The following is a 19,470-nucleotide window of genomic DNA, read 5'->3' on the forward strand; positions in this document are numbered from 1 at the left end:
TGATTATGCCTGAATTTCGATGATTTCTTGGGTGAACTGGTCGTTGGTGTAGACGCAGATATCGGCGGCGACTTCCATCGCCTTGCGGGTCAGGACCTCGGGATCCTTTTCATAATCGGCGAGCGCGCGGGCCGCGGAGAGGGCGAAATTTCCGCCCGATCCGATCGCGGCGATGCCGCCCTGGGGTTCGAGCACATCGCCGTTGCCGGTAATGACGAGCGTCACTTCCTTGTCAGCGACGATCATCATCGCCTCCAGATTGCGGAGATATTTGTCGGTGCGCCAGTCCTTGGCGAGTTCGACCGCGGCGCGAAGCAGTTGGCCATTGTGGCGTTCGAGCTTGGCTTCGAGGCGTTCGAAGAGGGTGAAGGCGTCGGCGGTCGCGCCCGCGAAGCCGCCGATCACGCTGCCGTCGTGGAGGCGGCGGACCTTGCGGGCGTTGGGCTTCATCACCGTCTGGCCCATCGAGACCTGGCCGTCGCCGATGATGACGACCTTGTCGGCACTGCGGGCGGAGAGGATGGTGGTTCCGTGCCAGGGCGCGGCACTTTGCGCGTGGGGATTGGTCATGGCGCGGGATATGGGCGATGGCGTGCGGGGCTGCAAGGGGAGGGGCTTTCCGATCCCTCCTGCTACAAATCCACCCGTCATCCCCGCGAAGGCGGGGATCCAGCTTATTCTTCCTTTCTTCTCTTTGCGCCTTCGCGCCTTTGCGTGAGGTTTAGTTTTCCCGGCCTCACGCAAAGGCGCGAAGGCGCAAAGAAGAAAGCTGGATCCCCGCCTCCGCGGGGATGACGGGATTTAAGCCGGCCAAGTCAGGAGGGCGCGGGCGCCTTGGTCGATCTCGATCGCCGAAGTGTCGGTGAGCAGGACCGCTTCGCCGAGCGCGACGCTTTCGCCTGCGATGTGACACCCGGCCGAGAGCGGAACGAACGTCAACTCGCCGGTCGCTTGCGAGAGAATCGCCGAATCGACGGGACCCGCGAGCTGGGCGAGGTGGAAGTGCGGGCCGCTGACGAGCATGCGGTTGGCGGTCGGATCGACCACCGTGTCGCGCTCGTCATGGACCGGGCCGGGGTTCGAGACCTTCAGCCCTTCGTCGAGGTGGAGTTCGCGCGGGCGGCCATAATCATAGAGGCGGTAGGTGCAGTCGACATTCTGCTGCACCTCGACCACGGTCAGCCCGGGACCGATGGCGTGGATCGTGCCTGCGCGATTATAGACGAAATCATCGGTCTTCGACGGACGCCAGTCGATCAGGTCGACAATGCTGCCGTCGAGCGCGGCGGCATGGAGTTCCTCGCGGCTGCTTTGCCGGTTGAGGCCAACGCCGAGTTCCGCGCCCGGTTGCGCATCGAGGATCAGCCAGCATTCCTCCTTGCCGCGCGGATAGCCCGCGGCCTGCGCGGCTTCGTCGTCGGGGTGGACCTGGATCGACAGCCGCTCCGACGTGAAGAGGAATTTGACCATGATCGGCGCGTCGTCGCCGGCGGGGTTCGCGAACCAGATCTCGCCGATGCGGCGACCGCCGAAATCGCCGAACGCGGGCGGGATGTCGGTGCGGCCCCATGGCTTTTCGACGACGATGGTTTCGAGGCGGGTCAGCATCAGGTTCAGATGCGGCCGCGCGGCGTGGCCGTCAAGCGGCGAGCGTCAGGCCGCGCGATGCAAAGGATTGCCCATGCCGCTGCAATGACCAGATGACGCGGCGTCAAAGCGCCGCTTCGGCGGCTTTGGCCGGCGCGGTCTTGGCGAAGGGGCTGAGCCCGAGCCAGGATTCGATGCTGCCGGTCAGTTTCTCGTCGCCGGTCAGGATCAGGCGTCGTTCTTCCACGGCATCGCCGACGCGGTCATAGCCCATCCAGATCGCGGTCATCGTGCGCAGGTCGGTCGCGGCGTAGAGGTCGACGTCCTGACCCGGATCGACCGAACAGAGCTGCGTTTCGGCGCCGGGCTCGATAACCAGCCACCACGAGCGGCGGTCGGCGGGCAGGTCGGTGTAGCGAAACTGCACGATCGTCTTGCGGTCGGGCATGGGGTCGAGCACCAGCCCGCGGCGCATGTCCCACATGAGCAGCTGGACATCGAGCTTTTCGAGCGACAGGTCGCCGTCGATCCAGCGCTTGCCCCACACGCCGAACGCCTCGACGACCGGCGCCAGCTCCTGCCCGGCACGGGTCAGGCGATAGTCGAACACCCCCGAGTCCTTCGGCGCCGGGGCGCGATAGACGATGCCGGCGGCCTCCAGTTCCTTGAGGCGCTGCGACAGCAGGGCGGGGGACATGCGCGGGACGCCCCGCCGCAAGTCATTGAATCGGGTCGATCCCGCGGCGAGTTCGCGGACGAGAACGATCGTCCAGCGCGTGCACAGCACCTCGGCCGCCATCGCAACCGGACAGAATTGGCCATAGCTGGTATTCGCCATGATAAGCTCCTCGGCCAGCGTTATACCGTATGAGTCGCCGAAGAGGCGAGTTCAGTTTATGTACCGGGGGCGATTCAGTTCCTGAACTATCGGGCCGCGCCATCCCTCGTCAGAAGCCGTCGTCAGCAAGAGAAATCTATGGAGATGACAATGCTTGCCACGACTGAAACGAAGACCCCCCAATATTGGCTCGACATGGCCGACAAGATCGCCGCGAAGATCGGCGCGGCCGCGGCGGCGCACGACCGCGATGGCAGCTTCGTCGCCGAAAATTACGACCTGCTCCGCGAGGCCGGGCTGATCGGCGCGGCGGTGCCGGTCGAACTCGGCGGCGACGGGCTCGATTACCGGACGCTGTGCGGCGTCGTGCGCCGGCTCGGCAAAAGCTGCGGGTCGACCGCTCTCGCCTTTTCGATGCACTGTCACCAGGTCGCGGTCGCGGCGTGGCGCTGGCAGCATATGCAGGCGCCGACCGACGCCCTGCTGCGCCGGGTGGCGGCCGAGAATCTGGTGCTCGTGTCCAGCGGCGGGTCGGACTGGCTGCAAGGCTCGGGCAGCGCGACGAAGGTCGAGGGCGGATTCCTGATCAACGCGCGCAAGATTTTCTCGAGCGGCTGTCAGGCGGGCCATATCCTGATGACCAGCGCGGTCTATGACGATCCCGAGGCGGGGCCCAGCGTGCTGCATTTCGGGTTGCCGTTCAGCGCCGAGGGCGTCACTATCCTCGACACCTGGGACACGATGGGGATGCGCGGCACGGGATCGCACGACGTCGAGCTCAAGGACGTGTTCCTTGCCGACGCGGCCGTCTCCGGGCGGCGTCCGCAGGGCAAATGGCACCCGCTGTTCCATATCATCAGCATGATCGCCTTCCCGCTGATCTACTCGGCCTATCTGGGCGTCGCCGAGGGCGCGCGCGATGCGGCGATCGAGGCGGCCCAGCGCAAGCCGGCCAATCCGGCGCTGATTGCGCTCGCCGGCGAATTGCAGAACAGTTTCTGGACCGCCGAAACCGCGGTGGCGTCGATGATCGCGACCGCGGAAACGGCATCGCCGGGCCCCGAGACGACAAATCTGGCGATGATCGGGCGGACGGTTGCCGGCCGCGCGGCGATCCGCACCGCCGAGCTGGCGATCGAGCTGGCGGGCGGCAGCGCCTTCTACAAGGGCTCGCCGATCGAACGCGCCTTCCGCGACGTGCAGGGCGCGCGCTTCCACCCGCTGCAGGAGCCGGCGCAGAAGGAGCTCAGCGGCCGCCTGGCGCTCGGGCTCGACATCGACGGCTGATTGAGAGTGGCCGGGTCGCTTCAGCGGCGCGGCCACTTGCATAAATGGCGCCGACGTTTGACATAGGCGGCATGGATTTCGCGTTCGACAACAGCTTTCACGACAGCATGGAGGGCTTCTACGCCCCCGCCGAGGCGGCGAAGCCGTCGGCGCCAAAGCTGCTCCTCTTCAATCACGACCTCGCGCAGCGACTCGGGATCGATGTCGGCTGCGCGAGCGACGAGCAGCTTGCGCGCATCTTTTCGGGTGAGGAGATGCCCGGCGGGGCGAACCCGCTTGCGCTGGCCTATGCCGGGCATCAGTTCGGCCATTTCTCGCCGCAGCTCGGCGACGGCCGCGCGCTATTGCTGGGTGAAGTGGTGGCGCCCGACGGCGCGCGCTTCGACGTCCAACTCAAGGGATCGGGGCCGACGCCCTTCTCGCGCAACGGCGACGGCAAGGCCGCGATCGGACCGGTCCTTCGCGAATATCTGATGTCCGAAGCAATGGCCGCCCTCGGCGTGCCGACGACGCGTTCGCTCGCCGCGGTCGCGACGGGTGACAGGGTCCAGCGCGAGCAGGCGCATCCGGGCGCGGTGCTGACGCGCATCGCGTCGAGCCATATTCGCGTCGGCACTTTTCAGTTCTTTGCCGCGCACTTCGGCGCCGACCATGTCGTACAGTTGTCCGACTATGTCATCCGGCGGCATTTCCCCGATCTTGCCGACACGGCGAATCCGCATCTGGCGCTGCTCAACCGGGTGATCGGGTTGCAATGTGAACTGGTCGCCTGCTGGCTGGGTATCGGCTTCATCCACGGGGTGATGAACACCGACAATGTAGCGGTCAGCGGCGAGACGATCGATTACGGGCCGTGCGCCTTCATGGACCGTTTTTCCGTCAACACCGTCTTCAGCTCGATCGACGCCAACGGCCGCTATGCCTATGGTCGCCAGCCGCAGATATTGCACTGGAACATGGCGCGGTTCGCCGAGGCGTTGTTACCCGCGATCCACGCGGTCGATCCCGACGGGGTCGAGACGGCGAAGGATCTGGTTAACGAAATCCCCGAACGCTTCCGCGCCGTCTGGCACCAGCTCGTGCGTGCGAAGCTGGGGCTGCTCGAAGATGCGCCCGACGCCTCGCTGATCGATTCCCTGTTCGCGGCGCTCGAAGACAATGGCGTCGATTTCACCTCCTTTTTCCGTGCGCTCGCGATGCTGCTGCGCGGGGAAGGCGCGATGCTCGAAAAGCTGCTGCCGACGCCCGACGCGATGGCGCCGTGGATCGCGCTATGGTGGGAGCATATCGAGCGCGAGGCGCTGAGCCCGCTCGAAATCGCCGACGCGATGGATGGGGTGAATCCGGTCTATGTGCCGCGCAACCATCTGGTCGAAGCGGCGCTCGGCGCCGCCGAGGGAGGCGACATGGCGCCGTTTCTCGAACTGCTGGAGGTGGTGCGTCATCCTTATGACGAGCGGCCGGTCTGGGCGCTGTTCGCGGGGCCTGCGCCGGCCGAGTTCGGCCCCTACAAGACCTTCTGCGGCACCTGATCGGTTGAGCCGTCCCCCGCGGCCTGCTAGGCACGCCGCCGCACCCGTCAGAGGATAACGCTTTGTCTCCACCCAAAATCACCGTCGTCGGCACCGGCTATGTCGGGGTGTCGAACGCCGTCCTGCTCGCGCAGCATAGCCAGGTCGTCGCGCTCGACATCGACGCGCGCAAGGTCGAGTTGCTGAACGCGGGCAAATCGCCGATCGCCGACCCCGAGATCGAGGAGTATCTGGCGAACAAGCCGCTGAACCTGACCGCGACCACCGATCGCGAAGCGGCCTATGACGGCGCCGATTTCGTGATCGTCGCGACCCCGACCGATTATGATCCCGACAATAATTACTTCAACACGACGACGGTCGAGCGGGTGATCGCCGATGCGCTGATGCTGGCGCCGCAGGCGCTGATCGTGATCAAATCGACGATTCCCGTGGGCTTCACCGACCGGATGCGCGCCGAGACCGGATCGGACAATATTGTTTTCTCGCCCGAATTCCTGCGCGAAGGGCGGGCGCTCCACGACAATCTCCACCCCTCGCGGATCATCGTGGGCGATACGCACCCACGCGCCAGGGAATTCGCGCAGCTGTTGCTCGAAGGGTCGCTGAAGCCCGACGCCGCGGTGCTCCATACGGGCAATACCGAGGCCGAGGCGATCAAGCTGTTCGCCAATACCTATCTTGCGATGCGGGTCGCCTTCTTCAACGAACTCGACACTTACGCTGCGGCGCATGATGTGGACTCGCGGCAGGTGATCGACGGCGTGTGCCTCGATCCCCGCATCGGCAGCTTCTACAACAATCCCTCCTTCGGATACGGCGGTTATTGCCTGCCCAAGGACACCAAGCAGATGCTAGCCAATTACAAGGATGTGCCGCAGAATCTGATCGCCGCGATCGTGTCGTCGAATACGACGCGCAAGGATTTTATCGCATCGGAGATCATCAAGCGGCGCCCGCGCGTGGTCGGCATCCACCGCCTCGCGATGAAGGCGGGATCGGACAATTTTCGCGCCAGCAGCATCCTTGGCATCATGAAACGGGTGAAGGCCAAGGGTATCGAGGTCATCGTCTACGAACCGCTGGTCGAGGAGGACCGGCTGTTCAATTCGCGGGTGATCCGCGATCTCGATGCTTTCAAGGCCGAGGCGGATGTGATCATCGCGAACCGCGTCACCGACGAACTCGCCGATGTCTACGACAAGGTCTATAGCCGCGACTTGTTCGGCGCCGACAGCTGATTTAGGCCGATATTCAACGACCCGCCGCTTTTGCGCGGAACCGCCGGGCCTTGCGCTCGTTGAATCGCCGTCGGTGGCAACGGGCAGGGGAAGTGCGATCCATGGCGTCGTTTCGCGACTTTGCCGCCGCAGAAAGCGGTTGCGCGGTTCTGTCGCCCAAGTCAGAGAAGCATCAGCGACGGGCAACTGATGCAAAACACTGATCTTTCCAGCGAAATGCACGCGCGCCGGTCGCTGCGCCTTCGCCGGATATTGACCCTGTCGGCCTCAATCCTGTGTCTGGGATGGAGCACCGCCGCGCTCGCGCAGGCGGTCGATCCGCCACGTGTCGTGCCGACGGTCGATGCGACACCCACCGCCGACATCGCCGCGCCGACCCCGCCGCCGCCCGAAGCGCAGCTACCTGAAGTCGCGCCGATCATTTCGGACGAGGAGTTCAAAGGCGCGATCCCGACGATCAGCGCCGAGGACGATCCCGAACTTAACGAGCCATTGGAGTCGATCGAGGAGTTCGAGCGCCGCCAAGCGATCAAGGACGCCCGCGACGTCGGCGCCGAGGTGCCCGTGGTCGATGGCGCGCCGGTCCCCGCGCTCGCCGATGGTGACAGCGCCGAGGCGATCGGCGATGCGCCGATCAGCGACGCCGAACTCGCGGCGCCTTTGCCACCGCTCGAAAGTTTCGACGTCACCCCGGTCGAATTCGCCGAACCCGAAAATCCGGACGAGACGCGCAGCATTCCCTATACGGTGCAGGTCAACGGTCTTGCGCCGGCCGACGACAGCACGGATGTCGATCTGGCCGACCTGTTCGGCGATCTGTCGGCGCTCTACGACGGCGATGGGAAGGCGGACAATATCGCCATGGTGCGCGCGCGCCTGTCGGCCGACGCCGAGTTGATGCAGCGCATCCTGGCGTCCGAGGGCTATTATGACGGCACCGTCGAAACCCGGATCGATCGCGGCGACCGCGCCGACCGCAATCCGGCGGACGGTTCCCAGAGTAGCGGCCCGAACCAGAATGGACCGCGCCAGCCGGTCACCGCGGTGATCGACGTGAAGCCGGGCGTCCGGTATAAATTCTCGGCGATCACCCTCGATGCAAAGCCGACGATCCCGCCGACGTTGATTCAGGACAACTTCCCGCTCGCGGTCGGCGAACCGATCGTCGCGCAGCGCGTGCAAGGCGCCGAAGCCGCCATCGCGCTGAAGCTGCCCGAGGAGGGCTATCCCTTCGCCACCGTCGGCCAGCGCGACATATTGCTCGACGGCGCAACGGGCGAGGGGGCTTACACGCTGCCGATCGACATCGGACCGCGCGGGCGGTTCGGCGGCATCGAGACGACGGGCAAGCTCGCTTTCGATGCAGAGCATGTCGGCGTGCTCGCGCGCTTCAAGCGCGGCGAGCTCTACGACAGCCGGATGGCCGACGATCTGCGGCAGGCGCTCGTCGCGACGGGGCTTTTTTCGACCGTGGCGGTCGAGCCGCAAAAGACGGGCGAGAGCGCGGGCGACAATACCGAATATGTGACCGTGCTGGTCACGCAGGAAGCCGGGCCGCCGCGCACGCTCGCCGCGAGCGCGGGCTATGGCACCGGCGAGGGCCTCCGGCTGGAAGGGACCTGGACCCATCGCAACCTGTTCCCGCCCGAAGGCGCGCTGATCGGGCGCGCCGTCATCGGGACGCAGGAGCAGGGCATCGGCGCGACGTTGCGCCGCTCGAACGCCGGCAAGCGCGACCGCACCGTCGAACTGGTCGCCGAGGCGACACGCAGCAATTACAATGCGTTCGAGGCCATCACGGGGCGCGTCGGGGTGCGGATGAGCCGGGACTCGACGCCGATCTGGCAGAAGAAGCTGACCTACGCCGTCGGCGCCGAACTGATCGCGACGAGCGAAGACGATTACAGCTTCACGCGAGGTGCGCGCGAACGCGATTTCTATACGATCTTCGGCCTGAGCGGGCAGGTCGGTTTCGACCGCACCGACAGCCTGCTCGATCCGACCAAAGGGTTCCGGGTCACGACCCGCATCCAGCCCGAAGGGTCGCTGGCCGGTCGCTTCTCGCCCTATGCGCGCGCGCAGGTCGATGTCAGCGGCTATTATCCGGTGGCGGACAGCCTCGTTCTTGCGGGCCGGGTCCGGGTCGGCTCGATCCTTGGCGCGGCGCGCGAGCGGCTGGCGCCGTCGCGCCGCTTCTACGCCGGCGGTGGCGGGTCGGTGCGCGGCTATGGCTATCAGCAATTGGGGCCGAAGGATCCGAACAACGACCCGATCGGCGGCCGCAGCGTCAACGAGGCCGCGTTCGAGGCGCGCTATCGCTTCGGCAATTTCGGCGTCGTCGGCTTCGTCGACGCAGGGCAGGTCTATCGCGGGTCGACGCCGACCTTTGACGATCTTCGCTTCGGCCTGGGCATCGGCGGCCGTTTCTACACCAATTTCGGGCCGATGCGCCTCGACATCGCAACGCCCATCGACCGTCAGCCGGGCGAGGCGCGCGTCAGCGTCTATGTCTCGATCGGACAGGCCTTCTGATGGCGGAGGATGCAGTCGCGATCGCCCAGAGCGAGAAGAGAGCGGCGAAGCGTTCGTGGCCGACGCGGATTGCGAAATGGGCGGGCATCATTCTGTTGAGCCTGATCGCGGTGATCGCAATCTTCCTTATTGGGCTAAACAGCGATGCCGGGCGGCGCTTCGTTGCGACCCAGGTCGAGAAATATCGGTTCGAAAACGGGATGAAGATCGGCATCGGCCGGCTCGACGGTTCGCTGTTCGGCGAAATGGTCATCCGAGATTTCACCTTGTCCGACCCCAAGGGGGTGTTCCTGCGCTCGCCCGAACTGCGCGTCGACTGGCGACCCTTCGCTTATCTGTCGAACCATATCGACGTCCGCTCGGCGACCGCAAAGACGCTGGTGATGGAGAAACTTCCGGCCTTCTCGCCGGTGCCCGACACGGGCGAGCCGCTGCTGCCCGACCTCGACATCGATGTCGGCCGCGTACAAGTCGACCGCTTTGTCTTCGAGGCGCCGGTGGCGGGCGACCGGCAGGTGGCGACGCTACGCGGCAAGATCGCGATCGCCGACCGCCGCGCGCAGGTGACCGCCGACGCGCGCACGATCGCGGGCGGCGGCGGCGAGGGCGATACGCTGAAGCTGCTGCTCGACGCGGTGCCCGAGCAGAATCGGCTCGCGATGACGTTGGACCTTACGGCGCCGAAGGGCGGCGTCCTCGCGGCGATGGGCGGATTCGAGCAGCCGCTGACCGCGAAACTGGACGGGCGGGGCGACTGGAAGGTCTGGAACGGGGCGCTGACCGCCAATCTCGGCGCCGATCCGCTCGCGCGGCTGGCGCTGACGGCGCGCGACGGGACGTTCGCTGTCAAGGGCACGGCGCAGGCGTCGCGCTTGCTCGCCGGGGGTCCCGTCGCCCGCATATTGGGGACCGAGACGTCGGTCGATCTCACCGCGAGGCTCGACGAGCGCAAGATGGATCTCGACGGCCGCGTTGCCTCGGATGCCGCGCAACTCGGCGTCAGCGGCGGGATCGACCTCGGCAACAGTCGCTATGAGGGGCTGAGGCTCGCGCTCAACGTGCTGCGCCCGAGCGCTGTTGCGCCTGCGCTGCGCGCCAATGGTCTCCGTGCAACGGCGGCGTTCGACGGCGCCTTCGACCGGCCGACGGTCGATTATACCGCGAACGCGAACAGCCTGGCGGTCAACGACATCATCGTCGAGGCGCTGAGCCTGGCGGGCAAGGCGCGGGTCGACGCCGATCAGATCGTCATCCCGGTCGCCGGCCGCGCGGCGCGCATCCGCGGGCTCGATACGGTCGCCGGGGGCACACTCACGCAAGTGCAGCTCAATGGCGATCTCGCTTACGCCGACGGCCGTATCCTCAGCGACAATTTGCGCCTGCGTTCGCCGCGTATCGATGCAAAGGCGATCGTCATCGCGGACCTGACCAAGGGCTTCTACACCGGCGCGATCGACGGGCGGATCAACGACTACCGGATCGAGAGCGTCGGCATCTTCGACATCGACACCGATGCCGATCTGAAGACTGCGCCGCGTGGCGGGTTCGAGATCGTCGGACGCGTCCGCGCGCGGTCGACCAAGTTGTTCAATTCGGGCGTGCGCGACTTTCTCGGTGGCAATGCGACCGCGTCGAGCGACGTGCGCTATGGCACCGACGGGGTCGTCCGTTTCTCCGGCCTGCGCATGACCGCGCCGCGCCTGCGCGTGACGGGCGGGCAGGGGAGTTACGCACCGAACGGCCAGATCAGGCTGACCGCACGCGCCAACTCGACCGATTACGGCCCTGTCGGGCTTCAGCTGGCTGGGACGATCAGCGATCCCCGCGCGGTGGTGACGGCGGACCGGCCGGGGCTTGGCATCGGACTGGCCAAGCTGGTCGCGACAATCAACGGCGCGCCGAACGGCTATCGTCTGGCGGCGACCGGCGAGACGGACTATGGTCCGTTGGCGGCCGACGTCGTGTTGGTGACGGCTTCAGGGCCGCTGACGATCGACATTCAGCGCGGCGACCTGTCGGGCATCGGCTTCACCGGGCGGCTCGTGAAGAGCAATGCCGGGCCGTTCGTGGGGCAGCTGGACGCATCCGGGCAGGGTCTCGGCGGCGTCGTGCGGCTGAGCGCGGCCGGGAAATATCAGGCTGCGGCGATCAACGTCCGGGCGAACAACGTCGTGCTGCCGGGCGCTGCAAAGCTCGCGATCGGATCGGCGATCGTCGATGCCGACGTCGTCCTCTACGACAAGCCGCATATCGTTGCCGACGTCCAGCTCGCCGACACGCAAATCCGCACCTATGACATCGCGGTCGGGCGCGTGAAGATCGACTATCAGAACGGCAGCGGGCGGGCGCAGGCGCTGGTCGAGGGATCGAGCGGGGTGCCGTTCCGCATCGCCGCCAACGCCGATCTGAAACCGGACCTGTGGCGCGCCTCCGTGCAGGGCCGCGCGACCGGCGTCAGTTTCCGCACCATAAGTCCCGCGCGGATCATTCCGGGCCGTGACGGCTATGAGCTGCTGCCGACGACGGTCGACCTCGGTCGCGGCAGCCGCGCGCGCGTGGCGGGCCGCTTCGGCGACGGCATCATGATCCAGAGCCGCCTCGACCGCGCGAACATGGCGCTCGTCAATTCAATCTACCCCGGCCTCGGGCTCGGCGGGCGCGCGACAGGCAGCGTAGATTTCGAGCAGGCGAACCCTGACGCCTTCCCGCGCGCCGACGCCCGGCTGACGATCGAGAATTTCACGCGCACGACCGCGGCCTCGGTCAGCCAGCCGGTCGACATCAATTTCGCCGGCAAGTTGCTGAGCGACGGGGGCGAGGCGCGCGCGGTGATCCGCAAACGCGGCACCGTGATCGGCCGCATGCAGGCGTCGCTCCGCCCGCTCGGCGCCGGCGCGGGCGACTGGACGACGCGGCTGCGCGCCGCGCCGTTGAGCGGCGGCGTCCGTTACAATGGTCCCGCCGACACCCTTTACAGCTTCGCGGGGCCGGCCGATCAGGGTGTGTCGGGACCTGTCGCGGTCGCCGCCGATTTCAGCTGCCGGGTCAGCGACCCGTGCCTCAACGGCGTCGTGCGCGGCAATGGCATGACCTATGAGAACCAAGCCTATGGCACGCAGCTGACCAACCTGGCGGTCAACGGCCGTTTCACCGGCAACCGGCTGGAGATCGAGAGCCTGACCGCCAACGCCGGGGACGGCACGGTCAAGGCGAACGGCTTCATCAGCCTTTCCGAAGCCGACGGCTATCCTATGAATATCACCGCGACGCTCGACAACGCGCGGCTCGCACGCAGCGAAAATATCGCAGCGCGCGCGACGGGTACGCTGACGCTCGAAAAGGTTGCGGGGCAGACCGCGTTGCTCTCGGGAGACCTCCGCCTGCCCGAGACGCGGTATCGCATCATCCGCGAGGGCGCGGCGAGCGTGCCGGTGCTGACCGGCGTGCGCCGCAAGCCGGCGACCGGACGGCGGCGGATCAGCGGCGACGGGCTCGAGGCCGTGGGCGGCAGCCTGTTCGACCTGATCCGGCTTAATATCCACCTGCGCGCGGGCGACGAGATTTATGTCAGCGGCATGGGGCTGGAATCCGAATGGCAGGCCGACGTCACGCTGACCGGCACCACGCAGGCGCCGCGCGTCACCGGCGATATCGAACTGGTGCGCGGCACGCTCGGTTTCGCGGGTCGTTCGTTCGAGCTTCAGGAGGGCCGCGTGACCTTCCCGACAGGCAATGCCTACGACCCGTCGATCCGCTTGGTCGCCGACGAGACGATCGAGGAGGTGACGGTGACAGTGAATGTCTCGGGCCGCGCCCAGAACCCGCAGATCACCTTCTCCAGCGTTCCCGGCCTGCCGCAGGACGAGATCGTCTCGCGCATCCTGTTCGGCGACTCGATTACCGCGCTGTCGCCCTTGCAGGCGGTGCAGCTGGCAGCGTCGCTCAATTCGCTTCGCGGCGGGAGCGGCGGTTTGAGCCCACTTGGAGCGCTGCGTTCGGCAACGGGGATCGACCGACTGCGCATCCTGGGCCCCGACGACGTGGCCGGACGCGGGACGGCGCTGGCCGCGGGACAATATATCTCCAAGGATATCTATCTGGAGGTGATCACCGACGCGCGCGGCTATACCGCGACGCAGCTCGAGATCAGCCTGACGCGGGCGCTGTCGATCCTGAGCCAGGCGGGCGGAGCGGGTCAGTCGAACCTCAGCATCCGCTATCGCAAGGACTATTGATGCGCCGCGCCGCAATCCTGCTGCCGTTGCTGCTCGCCGCCTGCCATCAGGAGCCGTCGTTCGACGAGCGCTACGACAAGGCGGCGAAGGAAATTGACGCGCGTGCCAAGGCGATGGACGCCGATATCGCCGAATCGGAAAAGGCGGCCCAGGCTGCGGGCTTGCCAGAGGCCGCAAAGCCCGCTACCGCGCCCCCGTCATCTGGGGAGTAGCCAGCCGTCCTTCGGGACGGGCCGCCGTATCAACATACTTGGCCGAGAGGTCATGGTGCAGCGGAAGCGGGAATACCGCTTGGGCGAGACCAATGGCATCGAACCCTCCGTCCGGGCCGGGCGGCGGGGAGCGATGTCCGTTGGAATTGCCTGCCGCCCGGCCCCGGAGTACTAAATCCCATGGAAGCCATTTTGACGTCGACCGCCGTCGTCGCGCTCGCCGAGATCGGCGACAAGACCCAGCTGCTCGCGATCCTGCTCGCGACGCGCTTCCACCGGCCGGTGCTGATCATCCTCGGCATTTTCGTCGCGACGCTCGCCAACCATGCGCTCGCGGCGCTGCTCGGCGCCTCGGCAGCGTCGTTTCTCGATAGCCCGATCTTCCGCTATGCGATCGGGCTGTCTTTCGTCGCGATGGCGGCGTGGACGCTGATCCCCGACAAATTCGAGGACGACGAGGCGCCCAAGCCGCGCTTCGGCGCGTTCCTGACCACGCTGATCGCGTTTTTCCTTGTCGAGATGGGCGACAAGACCCAGGTCGCGACCATCGCGCTCGGCGCGCAATATCACAATGTTCCGGCGGTGGCCGCGGGGACGACGATGGGCATGATGATCGCCAATGTTCCGGCGATCTTCCTCGGCCAGGAATTGCTGAAGCGCGTCGACCTCGCAAAAGTGCGAATGGTCGCGGCAGGGCTGTTTCTTGTCATCGGATTGTGGGTGCTGACGCAGGCCGCAGGGTTGATCGGCTGACCGATTTGTCCATTCATCCTTAATGCTGCCAATTCGGCACCGTTAAACTCTGTAAAATGAGAAATTTGTTCATATTCGGTGCGCATGTTGGTCGGCGGATCAGGTTAATTCGTTGAGTCACGGTTAACTCTGGTTCGCAAGAATATTCGGTATTGAACTGACTTTTCGAGTTTTGTTTGCCGACAATCGGGACTTACTTGTGGTATAACGATGACGTACAACTCTTCTTCCAGCGCCGTTCCGAGTAAGGAAAATGGCATGAGTGACCCTCGTTTCGTCAAGCCAGCGCACGAGCCCGCAATCGGATCTGAACAGGATCGCCGGGGGGGCGACCGCTACCGTACCGTGTGGCGCATCGCGAAAGTGGTGCGCGACGGGGATGTCGGATTGTGGCGGGTGCGCAATATGTCTGACCGCGGCATGATGCTCGCCGCCGACGTGCCGATCACCGTCGGCGAACATCTCGAAATCGCATTGTCCGACGCTGTTTCGGTCAAGGGCAAGGTCGTGTGGGCCGAGGGCGGACGCTGCGGCGTCGCCTTCGATCAGGAAGTCGACGTCGCCGATGTCCTGAAACGGCTTGCCGCCGAGCAGCGGGCCAGCGGTTACCGCCAGCCGCGCCTGCCGGTTCACAGCAAGGCGCAGGTCGTTACCGAAAACGGTACGAGCGACATTGAACTCGCCGACCTGTCACAGAGCGGCGCGGGCTTCGTCCACGGCGAGAATCTGGAGGTCGGCAAAGAGATCGAGCTGATTCTGGCGGGTGGCGTACGCCGCAAGGCGATCGTCCGCTGGGCGCGGGGCGGCCGCGGCGGCCTGTGGCTGACCCAGCCGCTCGACCGACACGACCTGGAAAGCATCCGCCACTTCGAGGGCTAGGCGCCGCCGCGGATGATCTTGGCCCAAGGGTTGAGGTCGGGCTCGGCGATCTTGGTAAGCCTGTTGCGGTCGCGATGCCGGAATAAAGTGTCGCGCCCCTTCACCATCAGCATCGTGTCGGAGACATAGCTCCACGACCCGTCGTCGTGGAAGTCGATGGTCAACTCATAGCGGTCGGTGCGAAAGGCGAGGTCGAGGAAGCTCGTCGAGCAAATTCCATATTCGCTCTGCCCGCGCTCGGCTTTGACCACGAGTCGCTTCGCATCGCGTTCGGCATGGCCCGACGCCATCGCGATCTGGCCGCGCGGGATCGCGAGCGTCTGGATGATCAGGCCGGTCGAGGCTTCATAGAGCCAATAGCCGACCTGATCGTGGAAGCTGATTTCCTCCTCGCGCGTGTTGACATGCTGGTGATAGCGCAGACCATAGAAGAGCTGCGGCCCGTTCGCCTGGGGATCGATCGGCTGCATGTCGATCCGCTCATAATAGTGGCGCGTTTCGGGGCCGTCGGCCTTGGGGTTGATGTCGATACCCCGCTGCCCCTCCCAGACGCCCGCGAGCCGCGCGAGCGGGCCGAGATTGGCGAGCGTTTCTGGGTCGACGTTCTCGGGTTCGGTGAAGATATCCTCGGGTAGTTCCATCGCTTGCCCCCTCGCTGGCGATCAGATGTCTTCGATGAGCCGTCCATAGAGCTGCGGCCGGCGGTCACGGAAAAAGCCCATGCCGGCGCGGTGCTTGGCTGCGCGATCGAGGTCGATCGTCTCGATCAAGACGCCCGTTTCCGCCGCACCGAACGCCTGTGTCATATCACCCCATTCGTCGGTGATGAAGCTGTGGCCATAGAAATTGGCGTCGCCCTCGGCGCCGATGCGGTTCGCGGCGATCACCGGCATGCAGTTCGACACGGCATGGCCCTGCATCGCACGGCGCCACATGCGGCTGGTGTCGAGGTTGGCGTCATAGGGTTCGCTGCCGATTGCGGTCGGATAGAAAAGCAGTTCGGCGCCCATCAATGCCATCGCGCGCGCGCATTCGGGATACCATTGGTCCCAGCACACGCCGACCCCGATCCGCGTCCCGAACACATCCCAGACTTTGAAGCCGGTGTTGCCGGGGCGGAAATAATATTTCTCTTCATAGCCCGGGCCGTCGGGAATGTGGCTCTTGCGATAGGTCCCCATGATCGCCCCGTCGGGACCGATCATCGCGAGCGTGTTGTAATAATGCGGTCCGTCCTTCTCGAAGAAGCTGGTCGGGATCGCGACCTTCAGCTTCGCGGCCAGCGCCCGCATCGCGACGACGCTCGGGTGTTCCGCGGTCGGGCGCGCGGTTGCGAAGAGTTCCTCCTCCTCGACCTGGCAGAAATAGGGGCCTTCGAAGAGTTCGGGCGGCAGGATCACCTGCGCCCCCTTTGCCGCCGCATCTTCGACGAGCGCGGTGACGGCGTCGATATTCGGCTGAAGGGGACCGGGCAGGGGAAGCTGCAACGCGGCGACGGTGATGGTGCGGGTCATGGCCTGTCCGGTAAGCGGGAGTCGGGGCGGAATATAGGGGGCTTAGCGCCCGATGCTAGGCCGGAAGCTGCTGGCTCGAGCAGTGGAAGCTGCCGCCGCCGACGATGATCCCCCGCGCGGGCACCCCGACGGCGCGGCGATCGGGGAAGAGTGCGGCGAGGGTGTCGACGGCGAGCTGATCGTTCGCAACGCCATAGGTCGGCACGACAACGGTCGTATTGCCGATGTAGAAGTTCATATAGCTCGCCGCCGCGATCTCGCCGTCCACTTCGACGCGCCCGGGCGAGGGGAGGTCGACGATCTCGACGCCGCCGAAGGCTGCGGCCCGCGCGCGCGCATCGGCATAGATATGCGCGTTGGGATCGTCATCGCCAGCGGCGACGGGCAACGCAAGCCGCCCTTCGCCGACGAAACGCGCCAGATTGTCGACATGGCCGTCGGTGTGGTCGCCGACCAGCCCGTTGCCCAGCCACAATAGCCGCTCGATGCCGAGCGACTGGTGCAGCCGCATTTCGATATCTTCGCGCGTCAGCGCCGGGTTGCGGTTGGGGTTGAGCAGGCATTCCTCGGTCGTGACGCACAGCCCGGTGCCATCGACGTCGATCCCGCCGCCCTCGAGCACCCAGTCGAGGTGCTGCGTCGGCAGGTCCGCATGCGCCGCCAGGATCGCCCCGATTTCGCGGTCGCCGGGCATCACGAACTTGTTGCCCCACCAGTTGAAGTCGAAATTACGCGCCTCGCGCTCTGCGCCGGTGCCGACGATGATCGGGCCGGTATCGCGAAGCCAGATGTCGCCAAAGGGCGCGACGAACAACTGCACGCCCTCATCGACAAGCGTCTCGGCGATATCGGCATTGTCATGGTCGCGGACCAGAAGATGCACCGTCTCGCCGCGCCCGCCGTCGTGGACGGCGTTCGCGAAAGCCGCGACATCGCGCCGCGCCGCGTCGATCTGTCCCGCCCACTCGTCCTCGAGGTGCGGGAAACCGATCCACACGGCGTCGTGCGGCGCCCATTCGACAGGCATGCGTAGGGTCATCTGACTTCTCGTTTTAAAACTAACCAAGCTCCGTTCGCCCTGAGCCTGTCAAAGGGCCGTTCTTTCCTTCAGCGCCGAAGAAGAACGGTGCTTCGACAAGCTCAGCACGAACGGCAAGGATACGCCTTATTTCGCCGCGGCGCGCGACTTGTCTCGGGCGGCGCGGAACTCGTCGCCTTCCACCCAGTTCGGCCATGCATCGGTCATCGCCAGCATGCGGCCCGCGGCGTAATAGAGGCGCAGGTCCGACAGCATGCCGTTCCAGTTGGTGATCGCTTCATATTCGTCGCCGGGCGCGTGATAGCGGTTCTTCTCATAATCCTCCGACGCCTTCTTGCCGGCCTCCTTGCCGCCGTCGACCAGATCGTCGCCACTGCCGAAGTTGAACATCGGCACGCCGAGCTTCGCAAAGCTGAAATGGTCCGAGCGGTAATAGAAGCCCTTTTCGGGGGTTGGTTCGTCGACGATCACGCGCTTTTCGGCGGCGGCGATCTTCGCAAGATAAGCGTCGAGTTCGGACTTGCCGCGACCAACGACGACGATGTCCTTCGACGGGCCGACGGCGTTCAGCGCGTCCATGTTCACCCCGCCGACGATCTGCGCGAGCGGGAAAACGGGGTTTTCGGCAAAGAATTTGGAGCCGAGCAGGCCCGATTCCTCGGCCGTGACCGCCAGGAACACGACGCTGCGATCTGGCGCGCCTGCTTTCTGGAACGCCTGAGCCAGCGTCACAAGGCCCGCGATGCCGCTCGCATTGTCGACCGCGCCATTGCAGATATCGTCGCCCGCGACCGGCGTGCAGCGGCCGAGGTGATCCCAGTGGCCGGTGTAGAGCACATATTCGTCGGGACGCTTGGCGCCCGGCAGGATGCCGATGACGTTGCGCGACATCTTCTTGGCGATTTCGTTGTCGAAACCGAAGTTGGCCTTCACGCCGGTCAAGGCGACCGGTTTGAAGCCCTTCTTGCCCGCCGCGGCGCGCAGCTTGTCGAAGTCCTGACCTGCGCTGGCGAAGAGCTCCTTCGCTTTGGGCAGCTGGATCCAGCCGTTGGCGACGGTCTGGTCGGCGCCGCCGTTCTTGCTTTCGGCAAGGTACTGCGTTCCGGTGTTGCTGCTTTCGACGACGTTCCAGCCATAGGCGGCGGGTTCGGTGTCGTGGACGATGAGAACGGCGGCGGCGCCCTGGCGCGCGGCTTCTTCATATTTATACGACCAGCGGCCGTAATAGGTCATTGCGCGGCCGTTGAATTCGCCCTTGGCTTCCTTGGTCTGCCAGTCGGGATCGTTGACGAGGACGACGACGGTCTTGCCCTTCACATCGAGCCCGGCATAGTCGTTCCAGCCCTTTTCGGGGGCGTTTATGCCGTATCCGACGAACACGACGTCGCTGTCCTTGACCTCGGTCTTCGGCTGCACGCGATAGCTGAACGCGACATAGTCCTTGGCATATTGCGCGGTGACCGGCGTCTTGCCGCCAGTGAAGGTCAGCGGCGTGGCGTTTTTCGCGGTAATCTCGACCAGCGGCACGTCCTGCGTCCACTTGCCGTTGTTCCCGGGCTTCAGTCCCGCTTCCTCGTACTTCTTTATGATATAGGCGACGGTCTTTTCCTCGCCCGGCGTGCCCGGGGCGCGGCCCTCATAGGCATCGGACGACAGTTCCTTGGTCACATCCTGCAGCGTCGCGAGCGACAGCTCGGGGACCTGAACGTCGGGCAGCGACGCGGCATCGGGGCCGGCCGCCTTGTCGGAGCCATTGCACGCAGCAACGGAGAGGAGGACCGCGAAGGCCGCGGCGGTTCGGGGGGTACGAAGCATGGAATG

At 65.5% G+C, this 19,470-nt stretch carries 15 protein-coding genes and 1 riboswitch; of the genes, 8 read left to right on the top strand and 7 right to left on the bottom strand.

The genetic code is table 11. The annotated features are described in order from the left end of the window. Nucleotides 1–3: 3 nt before the first annotated feature. The 3 genes from hslV to ATE67_RS03580 all read right to left on the bottom strand — a co-directional run bounded on the left by hslV (nt 4) and on the right by ATE67_RS03580 (nt 2,425). Nucleotides 4–570, bottom strand: a complete 567-nt coding sequence (gene hslV, locus ATE67_RS03570; RefSeq protein ID WP_058815282.1) for an ATP-dependent protease subunit HslV — start codon at nt 568–570, stop codon at nt 4–6. Nucleotides 571–801: 231 nt separating this feature from the next. Next, entirely contained in the window at nt 802–1,608 is an 807-nt protein-coding gene (locus tag ATE67_RS03575; RefSeq protein ID WP_058815283.1) for a class I mannose-6-phosphate isomerase, read from the bottom strand. A 103-nt stretch (nt 1,609–1,711) separates the two neighbouring features. Then, complete coding sequence (locus ATE67_RS03580; protein WP_058815284.1) at nt 1,712–2,425, bottom strand: winged helix-turn-helix transcriptional regulator; 714 nt, start codon at nt 2,423–2,425, stop codon at nt 1,712–1,714. A gap of 150 nt (nt 2,426–2,575) precedes the next feature. On the opposite strand from ATE67_RS03580, the gene ATE67_RS03585 reads away from it, so the two are divergent. The 8 genes from ATE67_RS03585 (at nt 2,576) to ATE67_RS03620 (ending at nt 15,096) form a co-directional block, all read left to right on the top strand. Beyond that, a complete protein-coding gene (locus ATE67_RS03585) occupies nt 2,576–3,712 on the top strand; it encodes an acyl-CoA dehydrogenase family protein (RefSeq protein WP_197411878.1) in 1,137 nt (378 codons plus the stop codon). Nucleotides 3,713–3,783: 71 nt separating this feature from the next. After that, nucleotides 3,784–5,244, top strand: coding sequence for a protein adenylyltransferase SelO (locus ATE67_RS03590; RefSeq protein ID WP_058815285.1), 1,461 nt, complete (start codon nt 3,784–3,786; stop codon nt 5,242–5,244). A 62-nt stretch (nt 5,245–5,306) separates the two neighbouring features. Beyond that, the gene (locus ATE67_RS03595; protein ID WP_058815286.1) at nt 5,307–6,485 is read left to right on the top strand and encodes a nucleotide sugar dehydrogenase; all 1,179 of its coding nucleotides are present in this window, start codon (nt 5,307–5,309) and stop codon (nt 6,483–6,485) included. A 189-nt stretch (nt 6,486–6,674) separates the two neighbouring features. Next, nucleotides 6,675–9,017 (top strand): autotransporter assembly complex protein TamA, encoded by a 2,343-nt coding sequence (locus ATE67_RS03600; protein WP_058815287.1) that lies wholly within the window; start codon nt 6,675–6,677, stop codon nt 9,015–9,017. After that, nucleotides 9,017–13,252: a translocation/assembly module TamB domain-containing protein gene (locus ATE67_RS03605; protein ID WP_058815288.1), complete on the top strand. Its 4,236-nt coding sequence runs from the start codon at nt 9,017–9,019 to the stop codon at nt 13,250–13,252. The genes ATE67_RS03600 and ATE67_RS03605 overlap by 1 nt, the downstream gene beginning before the upstream one ends. Continuing rightward, the gene (locus ATE67_RS03610; RefSeq protein WP_058815289.1) at nt 13,252–13,464 is read left to right on the top strand and encodes a hypothetical protein; all 213 of its coding nucleotides are present in this window, start codon (nt 13,252–13,254) and stop codon (nt 13,462–13,464) included. Before ATE67_RS03605 ends, ATE67_RS03610 begins: the two co-directional genes overlap by 1 nt. Then, a riboswitch (yybP-ykoY riboswitch) is annotated at nt 13,443–13,623 on the top strand. (Overlaps the previous gene by 22 nt.) Nucleotides 13,624–13,644: 21 nt before the next feature. Beyond that, on the top strand, nt 13,645–14,217 hold the full coding sequence (locus ATE67_RS03615; protein ID WP_058815290.1) for a TMEM165/GDT1 family protein: 573 nt from the start codon (nt 13,645–13,647) through the stop codon (nt 14,215–14,217). Nucleotides 14,218–14,475: 258 nt separating this feature from the next. Further along, nucleotides 14,476–15,096 carry a PilZ domain-containing protein gene (locus tag ATE67_RS03620; protein WP_058815291.1) on the top strand — a complete coding sequence of 207 codons (621 nt, stop codon included), beginning with the start codon at nt 14,476–14,478 and terminating at the stop codon, nt 15,094–15,096. Here the strand turns inward: ATE67_RS03620 and ATE67_RS03625 are convergent. The 4 genes from ATE67_RS03625 to ATE67_RS03640 form a co-directional block, all read right to left on the bottom strand. After that, complete coding sequence (locus ATE67_RS03625) at nt 15,093–15,737, bottom strand: FABP family protein (protein ID WP_058815292.1); 645 nt, start codon at nt 15,735–15,737, stop codon at nt 15,093–15,095. The genes ATE67_RS03620 and ATE67_RS03625 overlap by 4 nt on opposite strands. A gap of 21 nt (nt 15,738–15,758) precedes the next feature. Continuing rightward, nucleotides 15,759–16,610 (bottom strand): N-carbamoylputrescine amidase, encoded by an 852-nt coding sequence (gene aguB, locus ATE67_RS03630; protein ID WP_058815293.1) that lies wholly within the window; start codon nt 16,608–16,610, stop codon nt 15,759–15,761. A 55-nt stretch (nt 16,611–16,665) separates the two neighbouring features. Beyond that, on the bottom strand, nt 16,666–17,649 hold the full coding sequence (locus tag ATE67_RS03635) for an agmatine deiminase family protein (RefSeq protein ID WP_058815294.1): 984 nt from the start codon (nt 17,647–17,649) through the stop codon (nt 16,666–16,668). 126 nt (nt 17,650–17,775) lie between these two features. Then, complete coding sequence (locus ATE67_RS03640; RefSeq protein WP_058815295.1) at nt 17,776–19,464, bottom strand: M28 family metallopeptidase; 1,689 nt, start codon at nt 19,462–19,464, stop codon at nt 17,776–17,778. Nucleotides 19,465–19,470 lie beyond the last annotated feature (6 nt).

Origin of the sequence: Sphingopyxis sp. H050, from assembly GCF_001468265.1 — a bacterium.
GTDB lineage: Bacteria > Pseudomonadota > Alphaproteobacteria > Sphingomonadales > Sphingomonadaceae > Sphingopyxis.